Source organism: Amycolatopsis sp. NPDC026612 (assembly GCF_040638285.1).
Lineage (GTDB): Bacteria > Actinomycetota > Actinomycetes > Mycobacteriales > Pseudonocardiaceae > Amycolatopsis.
This window is the reverse complement of the sequence record NZ_JBEZYB010000146.1, coordinates 1-10,746: the sequence shown is the minus strand read 5'-3', so window position 1 is coordinate 10,746 and position 10,746 is coordinate 1. Positions and strand designations below refer to the sequence as shown.

The 10,746-nt window shown below is 74.9% G+C and carries 1 protein-coding gene; it reads left to right on the top strand.

Going from position 1 to position 10,746, the window contains the following annotated elements:
* Nucleotides 1-12 precede the first annotated feature (12 nt).
* On the top strand, nucleotides 13-10,746 hold a 10,734-nt coding region (locus tag AB0F15_RS44160; RefSeq protein WP_360283784.1), incomplete at its 3' end, for an SDR family NAD(P)-dependent oxidoreductase.

Sequence of the window (10,746 nt, the reverse complement as noted above, 5' to 3'; positions counted from 1 at the left end):
CGGGAGACGCCGTTGTGGTTGGGTTCGGTGAAGTCGAACATCGGCCACACCCAGGCGGCGGCCGGTGTTGCGGGGATCATCAAGATGGTGCAGGCGATGCGGCACGGTGTGCTGCCGCCGAGCTTGCACGTGGATGAGCCGTCGACACAGGTCGATTGGTCCGCTGGTGCGGTGCGGGTGCTGACCGAGGCCACGCCGTGGCCGGAGACTGATCGGCCGCGTCGGTTCGCGGTGTCCTCCTTCGGGATCAGCGGCACCAACGCGCACACCATCATCGAGGCCCCCGAACCGGTCGCACCGGTCGAGGTGGCCGAGCGGGACGTGCTGGTGCCGTGGGTGCTCTCGGCCAAGTCGGCCGAAGCGGTGCGGGCACAGGCCCGCCGGCTGGCCGAAGAACTGTCCGAAAGCGACGCAGTCGATGTCGGCTGGTCGCTGGCCACCACCCGGACGGCGTTCGACCACCGGGCGGTGGTCCTGGCCGCGGACCGGGAGTCCGGTGTCGCCGCCTTGCGCCGGCTGGGCGAAGTGGGGGAACGAACGCACGGCAAGTTCGCGGTGTTGTTCTCCGGCCAGGGTGCGCAGCGGGCGGGGATGGGCCGGGAGCTGTACGCCCGGTATCCGGTGTTCGCCGCGGCGCTGGACGAGGTGCTGGAACAGCTGGGGATCGAGGGTCTGCGGGAGGTGATGTGGTCCGGGGATGGTCTGAACGAGACCCGGTTCACGCAGCCGGCGTTGTTCGCGGTCGAAACGGCGTTGTTCCGGCTGGTCGAGTCGTGGGGTGTCCGGCCGGACTTCGTGGCTGGGCACAGTGTTGGTGAGATCACCGCGGCGCATGTGGCTGGTGTGTTGTCGCTGGTGGACGCGTGTGCGCTTGTCGAGGCGCGGGGCCGGTTGATGCAGGCGTTGCCGCCTGGTGGGGCGATGCTGGCGGTGCAGGCCACCGAAGCCGAGGCTCTGGCGTGGATCGAGGGCACGGATGTGTCGATTGCTGCGGTCAACGGTCCGGACGCCGTGGTGTTGTCGGGGCCGGCGGAGTCGATCGACGCCATCGAGGCCGAGCGGGCGAAGCGGTTGCCGGTCAGCCACGCGTTCCACTCCGGCCTGATGGACCCCATGCTGGCGGAATTCGCCCGAGCTCTGGACGGCATCACGTTCAACGGACCCACGATCCCCGTGGTGTCCAATGTGACCGGTGGGTGCACCGATCCGGGCAGCGTCGACTACTGGGTGCGGCACGTCCGGGACACGGTCCGCTTCGCCGATGGGCTGAACACCCTCCACGGCGAGGGCGTCCGGACGTTCCTGGAGCTCGGCCCGGACGCCACGCTGACCACGCACGTGGCCGCGCTGACCGGCGTGACCGGGATTCCCGCGCTGCGCAGGGACAAGCCCGAGGACGAGTGCCTGCTCCGGGCGTTGGGTGCGGCGTACGTGCAGGGCGTCACCGTCGATTGGGACGCCTTCTTCGCCCCCCTCGAACCGCGGCGGGTCGACCTGCCCCCCTACGCCTTCCAGCACGAGCAGTACTGGCCCACGCCGCGCGCCACGGGCGACGCCGCCGGGCACGGCTTGGAGGCCACCGGCCACCCCCTGATCAGCGCGCTGGTGCCGATGGCCGACGACACCGGCCTCGTCCTCACCGGGCGGCTGTCGCTGCGCACCCACCCCTGGCTGGCCGACCACGCCGTCGGCGGGCAGGTGCTGTTCCCCGGCACCGGCTTCGTCGAACTGGCCACCCGCGCCGGGGTCGAGACGGGCCTGGGCCGGATCGAAGAGCTGACCCTGCTGGTCCCGCTGGTCATCCCCGAGCGGGAGGCCGTGCAGATCCAGGTCCGGGTGGACGGCGATGGCGCGCTGGCCGTCCACGCCCGCCTCGAGGGCGGCGACTGGACCCGGCACGCCACCGGCGAGCTCACCACCGCGCCCCCCGCCGAGCCGGTCGGCGGGTTCGAAGCCTGGCCGCCACCGGGCGCGGAGCCGATCGACGTGACCGGCTGCTACCGCGGCTTCGCCGCCTCCGGCTACGGCTACGGCCCGGTGTTCCAGGGCCTGACCGCGGTGTGGCGACGCGGCGGTGAGTACTTCACCGAGGTCGAGCTGCCGGAGCAGGCCGTGGCCACCGCGGCCCGGTTCGACCTGCACCCGGCCCTGCTGGACGCCGTGCTGCACACCCTGCTGGTGGCTCGCCCGGTCGGGGACGAGCAGCGCCTGCCGTTCGCCTGGCAGGGCGTGACCGTGCACGCGGCCGGCGCCACCCGGCTGCGGGTCCGGCTGGCTGACCTCGGTGGCGACGCCATGGCCATCACCGCCGTGGACGGCACGGGCCGCCCGGTCATCACCATCGACTCCCTGCGCGATCGCGTGGTCGGCAGCGCCCCGCCGGCCCGGCACCGCGGCGCGCTGCACACGATCCGCTGGACCCCGGCCGGCTCGACCGACGCCCCGCTGCCCGACGTCGCTCTGGTCGGCGCGGACTCCTTCGGCGTGCGGGACGCCCTCGACCGCGTCGGCGTGCCGGTCCGGCAGGTCATCGAGCTGCCGGACCTGACCACACGGGACGGTGCCGCCGTCCCCGCGCCCGGCCTGGTGCTGGCCCCGCTGAGCGTGCCGGACGACGTCGTCGGCGTACCCGCCGCGACCCACGCGGTCACCACCGTCGTGCTCGGGCTGATCCAGCAGTGGCTGGCCGACGACGCGTTCACCCGTTCCCGGCTGGTCTTCGTGACCCGGGGAGCCCAGTCGCCGTCCGGGGTGAACGGGGTGGTCGCCGCCCCGGTGTGGGGCCTCGTGCGGGCCGCGCTCACCGAAAACCCGGACCGCTTCGCGCTGCTGGACCTGGATCCGGCCGCCGAGGCCGACGGGGCCGACGGGGCCGTGCTGGCCGGAGCGCTGGCCGGCGGCGAGCCCGAGGTGCTCGTCCGCGACGGCCGGGTGCTGACCGGCGCCCTCGTCGCCGCCGACACCGGCCTCGCCGTGCCGGAAGGCACCGGAACCTGGCGGCTGGGCCTGGTCGAGCAGGGCAGCCTGGAGGGCCTGGGCCTGGTGCCGTGCGAGCTGCCCGAACCGCGCGGGCGCGAGGTGCGGATCGAGGTCCACGCGGCCGGCCTGAACTTCCGGGACGTGCTCAACACGCTGGGCATGTACCCGGGCGAGGTGCCGCTGCTCGGCGCCGAGGCGATGGGCGTGGTCACCGCGACCGGGCCCGAAGCCACCGACCTGCGGGTCGGTGACCGGGTGATGGGCCGGGTCACCGGCGGCTTCGGCCCGGCCGCTGTCGTGGACGAGCGGTTCCTGACCGTCGTGCCGCAACGGTGGTCGGACGAGGAGGCCGCCGGCGCGCCGGTCGCGTTCCTCACCGCGCTGTACGGCCTGATCGACGTGGCCGCTGTCCGGCCCGGCGACCGGGTGCTGATCCACGCCGGCGCCGGCGGTGTCGGCATGGCCGCGATCCAGGTCGCGCAGTGGCTGGGGGCGGAGGTGTTCGCCACGGCCAGCGAGCCGAAGTGGCCGGTGCTGCGCGAGCTCGGCGTGGCCGCCGACCACATCGCGTCCTCCCGTGCCCTGGACTTCGAGGAGAACTTCCGCGCGGTGTCCGGCGGCCACGGCATGGACGTGGTGCTGAACTCGCTCGCGGGCGAGTTCCTGGACGCCTCGGTGCGGCTGCTGGCCGAGGGCGGCCGGTTCGCCGAAATGGGCAAGACCGACCCGCGCACCGACATCCCGGGCTACCGCGCCTTCGACATCGCCGAAGCCGGGCCGGACCGGACCCGCGAACTGCTGCGCCGGCTCACCGAGCTGGTCGCCGACGGCACCCTCCGCGCCCTGCCGGTCCGCGCGTTCGACGTGCGCCGGGCCGGCGACGCGATGCGGATGATGAGCCAGGCCAAGCACGTCGGCAAGCTCGTGCTGACCCTGCCGCGGGCCTGGGACCGCGACCTGCCGGTGCTGATCACCGGCGGCACCGGCGGCCTCGGCCGGCTCCTGGCCCGGCACCTGGCCGGGCAGGGCTTCCGGCACCTGGTGCTCAGCTCGCGCCGCGGCCCCCGTGCCGAGGGCATCGACGAGCTGGTGACCGACCTGGCCGCCGCGGGCGTCCGGGTGGACCTGCGGACCTGCGACCTGACCGATCCGGTCGCGACCACCGGCCTGGTCACCGCATACCCGGCGCTGGCCGGCATCGTGCACGCGGCCGGGGTGCTGGACGACGGGCTGGTCGAATCGCTCACCGCCGACCGGCTCGGCCGGGTGCTGGCGGCCAAGGCCGACAGCGCCTGGTACCTGCACGAGGCCACCCGCCACCGGCGGGTCGGCGGGTTCGTGGCGTTCTCCTCCGTCGCCGGGATCTTCGGGTCCGCAGGGCAGGGCAACTACGCCGCCGGCAACACCTTCCTGGACGGCCTGCTGGCCTACCGCCGGTCGCTGGGCCTGCCCGGCGTGTCGATCGCCTGGGGCGCCTGGGAACCGGCGGGCGGGATGACCGCGACACTGTCCGAACAGGACATGAGCCGGATGCGCCGCAAGGGCCTGCCGCCGCTGCGGGCCGAAGACGGCCTCGCCCTGTTCGACCGGGCCGTCCAGGCGGTCGAACCGCTCGTGGTCGCCGTCGACGTCGATCCCCGGCAGCTGGCCGCCCGCGACGCCCTGCCGTGCCTGCTGCGCGGGCTGGCCGGCCCGAAGCGCGTGGCGCTGCGCCGGGCCGGCCCGGGCGACGCCACCGCGGCCGAGCCGGGCGGCTGGGCCGCCGAACTGGCCGGCCGGAGCGACACCCAGCGCCGGCAGGACGCCCAGGCCCTGGTCCGGGCCCAGGCCGCCCTGGTGCTCGGGCACGCGGACGCCGGAGTCATCCGCCCCGACCGGGAGTTCCGCGAACTGGGCTTCGATTCGCTGACCGCGGTCGAGCTGCGCAACCGGCTCGGTCAGGCCACCGGCCTGCGGCTGTCCGCTACCCTCGTGTTCGACCACCCCACGCCGGAGCAGCTGGCCGGGCACCTGCTCGAGCGAGTCGAGCCGGCCACGGCCGCCCTCGCCGCCCCGGCGGCGGTGGCTTCCGCTGTCCCGGACGACGACCCGATCGCGATCGTCGGGATGGCCTGCCGATTCCCGGACGGGATCGACACGCCGGAGCGGCTGTGGGAGGTCGTGGCCGGCGGCCGGGACACCATCACGCCGTTCCCCGAGGACCGCGGCTGGGACCTGGACGCCCTGGGCGCCGACGACCCGGACGCCCCCGGCCGCAGCGCCACCCGGTTCGGCAGCTTCCTGCGCGACGCCGGCGGGTTCGACGCCGAGTTCTTCGGCATCGCCCCGCGCGAGGCGCTGGCGATGGACCCGAAGCAGCGGCTGGTGCTGGAAACCTCCTGGGAGGCGCTGGAGCGCTCCGGGATCAACCCCGCCGGCCTGCGCGGCGGTCGGGCCGGGGTCTTCTTCGGCGCGTCCAGCAGCGACTACCCGGGCATGCTGACCGGCCACCCGGACACCCGGGGGCTGCGGATGACCGGCACCATCCCCAGCGTGTTGTCCGGCCGCGTGGCTTACACACTCGGCGTGGAGGGCCCGGCGGTCACGGTCGACACGGCCTGTTCGTCCTCGCTGGTGGCTCTGCACCTGGCGGCGCAGGCGCTGCGCAACGGGGAATGTTCGCTGGCGTTGGCCGGTGGCGCGACCGTCATGTCCGGCCCGACGCTGTTCGTGGAGTTCTCCAAGCAGGGCGGCCTGGCCGAGGACGGCCGGTGCAAGGCCTACGCCGAAGGCGCGGACGGCACCGGCTGGGCCGAAGGGGTCGGCGTGCTGGTCGTGGAGCGGTTGTCGGACGCCCGCCGCCACGGGCACCAGGTCCTGGCCCTGCTGCGCGGCAGCGCGGTCAACTCCGACGGCGCGTCCAACGGCCTGACCGCGCCCAGCGGTCCCGCCCAGCAGCGGGTGATCCGGCAGGCACTGGCCGCCGCGCGCCTGGCTCCGTCCGATGTGGACGCCGTGGAAGGGCACGGCACCGGCACGAAGCTGGGCGACCCGATCGAGGCCCACGCCCTGCTGGCCACGTACGGCCAGGACCGGGAAACCCCGCTGTGGCTCGGCTCCGTCAAGTCCAACATCGGGCACACGCAGGCCGCGGCCGGCGTGGCCGGGGTGATGAAGATGGTGCTGGCCATGCGCCACGGCGTCCTGCCGAAGACGCTGCACGTCGGCCGGCCCTCCGGCCACGTCGACTGGACCTCGGGCGCGGTCAGCGTGCTCACCGAGAACGTCGGCTGGCCCGAAGGCGGCCGCCCGCGCCGGGCGGGCGTCTCCTCCTTCGGGATCAGCGGCACCAACGCCCACGTCATCCTCGAGCAGCCGGAACCCGTGGCCGCGACGCCGGTGTCCCGGCCCGGCGTCGTGCTGCCCTGGGTGCTGTCGGCCAAGTCGCCCGAGGCGCTGCAGGCCCAGGGCGCCGCACTGGCCGGGTTCGCGACCGGGGCCGACCCGGTGGACGTGACCTGGTCCCTGCTGACCGCCCGGGCCGACTTCGACCACCGGGCCGCCTACGCCGACCACGAGTCGCTGCTGGCGGGCCGCCCGCTGGCGCAGGGTGAGCGGCACGACGGCCGGCTGGCCATCGTGTTCTCCGGCCAGGGCGCGCAGCGCGCCGGGATGGGCCGGGAACTGCACGCCCGCTTCCCGGTGTTCGCGCGCGCTCTCGACGAAGTGCTGGCCGAGCTGGCCGAACAGGGCCTGACGGACCTGCGCGAAGTGATGTGGTCCGGCACGAACCTGGAGCAGACCCGCTACACCCAGCCGGCCCTGTTCGCCGTCGAGGTCGCGTTGTTCCGGCTGGTCGAGTCGTGGGGCGTCCACCCCGATTTCGTGGCCGGGCACAGCATCGGCGAGATCACCGCCGCGTTCGTGGCCGGGCTGTTCTCCCTGCCGGACGCCTGCGCCCTGGTCGCTGCGCGCGGCCGGCTGATGCAGACGTTGCCTGCCGGGGGCGCGATGCTCGCCGTGCAGGCCACCGAGGAGCAGGCCCGCCGGTGGCTCGCCGGCCACGAGGACCGGGCGTCGCTGGCCGCGGTCAACGGCCCCGCCGCGGTGGTCCTGGCCGGCGCCGAGGACGCCATCGCCGCGATCGAACGGCAGGCCGAGGGCCACCGCCGAACCCGGCTGGCCGTCTCCCACGCCTTCCACTCGCCGCTGATGGAACCCATGCTCGCCCAGTTCGCGCACGCCCTGGACGGCATCGCCTTCCAGCCGCTGAACATCCCGGTCGTGACCGGCCTCGCCGGCCGCCCGGCCGGGGACGACTTGGCCGACATCGGCTACTGGGTGCGGCACGTCCGGGAGACCGTCCGGTTCGCCGACACCGTGGACGCGTTGCACGAAAGCGGCGTCGGCACGGTCCTCGAACTCGGGCCGGACGCCACGCTCACCACACACCTGGCCGCGCGCGACGGCGTGGCCGCGATACCGGCGCTGCGCCGCGATCGCGGCGAGGAGGAGTGCCTGGTGCACGCGCTGGCCGCGCTGCACGTGCAGGGCGTGCCGGTCGACTGGACCGCGTTCTACGCGCCGCTGAAGCCGAAGGTCGTCGACCTGCCCACCTACCCGTTCCGGCACCGGCGGTTCTGGCCGGAGCCGGTCACCGGTACCGGCGATGCCTCGGGCCTGGGCCAGCAGGCGATCGGACACCCGCTGGTCGCGGCCGCGGTGGTGTTGCCGTCGAAGTCCGGCGTGCTGCTCACCGGCCGGTTGTCCGCGCGCACCCACCCGTGGCCGCCGGACGGGGTGGTGCCCGGCGCGGCGCTGCTCGACCTGGTGATCCGAGCCGGGGACGAGGTCGGCTGCGGACGGCTGGCCGAGCTGGACCTCCGCGCGCCGCTGGTACTGCCCGGCCGCGACGCGCTCGCGGTGCAGGTCCGGGTGGGCGCGGACGACGACGGCCGCCGCTTCGTCACCGTGCACTCGCGTCCGGCCGCCGCGCCGGACGTGCCGTGGACCGAGCACGCCACCGGATTCCTCGAGGCGGATGGGCGCGCCCCTACGGTCGCGATGGCGTGGCCGCCGGAAGAAGCCGAAGTGCTGGATGTGCCCGGCCTGACCGGAGCCTGGCGGCGGGGCGCGGATCTGTTCCTGGCGGCCGAGGTCGCCGAGCCCGGCGGGTACGGCCTGCACCCGGCACTGCTGGAGGCCGTGCTGTCGCCGGCGGTGCTGGCCGAGGCCGGCGTCACCGGGGTACCGCGCTCCTGGACCGGGGTGAGCCTGCGGGCGGCCGGTGCCACCGTGCTGCGCGTCCGGCTCGTCGTCGCCGGGGACACCGCGTCGCTCACCGCGGTCGACCCGGCCGGCGAGCCGGTGCTGACCGCCGAGCGGATCCGCTTCGGTGAGCCGGCCGGGAGCGACGTAACCGCCGAGACCTTGTACCGGGTGGAGTGGCTGCCCGCCACGGCCACCGCGGGACCCGCCGGCCGGACCGTGCTGCTGGGCACCGACCCGTTCGGCCTGGCCGAGGGCCTCGGCTCGATCGAGACCCCGGCCGGCCTGGCCGGGGACGAACAGCGGGTGCTGGCCGCGCTGGCCGGCGAGGGCTCTGCCCACCAGGCCGCGGTCCGCGCGCTGGCGCTGGTCCAGGAGTGGCTGGCCGAACCTCGCTGCGGCGGCGTGGAGCTGGTCGTGCTGACCCGGGGCGTCTGGTCCGGCACGGACCTGGCCGCGGCCACGGTGTGGGGCCTGGTGCGCTCGGCGCAGTCGGAGAACCCCGGCCGCATCCGCCTGATCGACCTGGACCGCACCGCCGGTCCGGCCGACCTGGCCGCCGCGCTGGCCTCGGCCGAGCCACAGCTGCGGGTCGGTGCGGGTGAGGTGCGAGCCGCCCGGTTGCGGCCGGTTCGCTTGCCGCGGGCGGAGTCCGGCTGGGACCGGGACGGCACGGTCTTGATCACCGGCGGCACCGGCGGGCTCGGCCGGGTCCTGGCCCGGCACCTGGCGGGGCAGGGCTTCGGGCACCTAGCGCTGGTCAGCCGGTCGGGGCCGGCTGCGGACGGCGTCGACGAGCTGGTCGCGGAGCTGGCCGGGCTGGGCTGCCGGGCCGAGGTCCGGGCCTGCGATGTGGCCGACGCCGAAGCCGCGCGGGAGCTGGTCGGACAGATCGAGCCGCCGCTGACGGCAGTCGTGAACGCGGCCGGAGTCCTGGACGACGGTGTAGTTGATTCCCTGACTCCGCAACGGATTCACGACGTGCTGCGAGCCAAGGCCGACGCCGCGTGGAACCTGCACCACGCCACCCTGGACCACAACCTGGCCGGGTTCGTGCTGTTCTCCTCCGTCGCGGGCACCCTGGGATCCGCCGGGCAGGGCAACTACGCCGCCGCCAATACCTTCCTCGACGGCCTGGCCCTGTTCCGCCACGGCCGGAGGCTGCCCGCGGTGTCGGTCGCCTGGGGCGCCTGGTCACCCGAGGTCGGGATGGCCTCCCGGCTGCGCCCGGCCGACCTCACCCGGATGCGCCGCGACGGCCTGCCGCCGCTCAGCCTGGAGGACGGCCTGGCTCTCTTCGACGCGGCGGTGTCCGCGCCGGACGCGCTGCTGCTGGCGCTGCGTCCGGACCACACCGCGTTGCGGGCCCGCACCGGGCTGGCCCCGCTGTGGCACGAGCTGGTCCCGGTTCGCCGCGCCGCCGCCCACGCGCTCCAGCCGGCCGCCGGGGGCTTCGCCGCCGAGCTCGCCGAGCTGACCCGCGCCCAGGCCCGGAACCGGGTGCTGGCCGCCGTCCGCGCGGTCGCCGCCGAGGTGCTCGGCCACTCGTCGGCCGCGGAGGTGCCGGCCGGGCGGGAGTTCCGCGAGCTGGGCTTCGACTCGTTGATGTCGGTGGAGCAACGCAACCGGCTGGGCACGATCACCGGGCTGGCGCTGCCGGTGTCGCTCGTCTACGACTACCCGACCCCCGAGGTGCTGGCCGGGTTCCTGCTGACCAAGCTGCTGGGCGAGAGCCGCCCGGAGGCACCCGTGGTGGAGACGCGGGACGTGTCCGGCGACCCGATCGCGATCGTCGGGATGGCCTGCCGGTTCCCGGCCGGGGTGGCCTCCCCAGAGGACCTGTGGCGGCTGGTGATCGGCGGCGAGGACGCCGTCCGGCCGTTCCCGGCGGACCGTGGCTGGGACCTGGCCGCGCTGGCCGGCGACGGCCCCGGCCGCAGCGACACGCAGTACGGCGGGTTCCTGGCCGACGCGGCCGGTTTCGACAACGCCTTCTTCGGCGTCTCGCCCCGCGAGGCGCTGGCCATGGATCCGCAGCAGCGCCAGCTGCTCGAGGTGTCGTGGGAAGCGCTGGAACGGGCCGGGATCGACCCGGCCGGCTTGCGCGGCAGCGCCACCGGCGTGTTCGTCGGCACCAACGGCCAGAGTTACGGCTCGGTGGTCGAGGGCGCCGAGGAAGACCTCGCCGGCCACTCCATGACCGGGGTTTCGGCCAGCGTGCTGTCCGGGCGGGTGTCGTACCTGCTGGGCCTGGAAGGTCCGGCGGTGAGCGTCGACACGGCGTGTTCGTCGTCGCTGGTTGCGTTGCACTGGGCCGGGCAGGCGCTGCGGGCGGGGGAGTGTTCGCTGGCGTTGGCGGGCGGCGTGACCGTGATGGCCTCGGCCAACGGGTTCGTCAAGTTCACCCGCCAGGGCGGTCTCGCTCCGGACGGCCGGTGCAAGGCGTACGCGGACGGCGCTGATGGCACGGGCTGGTCCGAGGGGGTCGGTGTGCTCGTGCTGGAGCGGCTTTCCGACGCC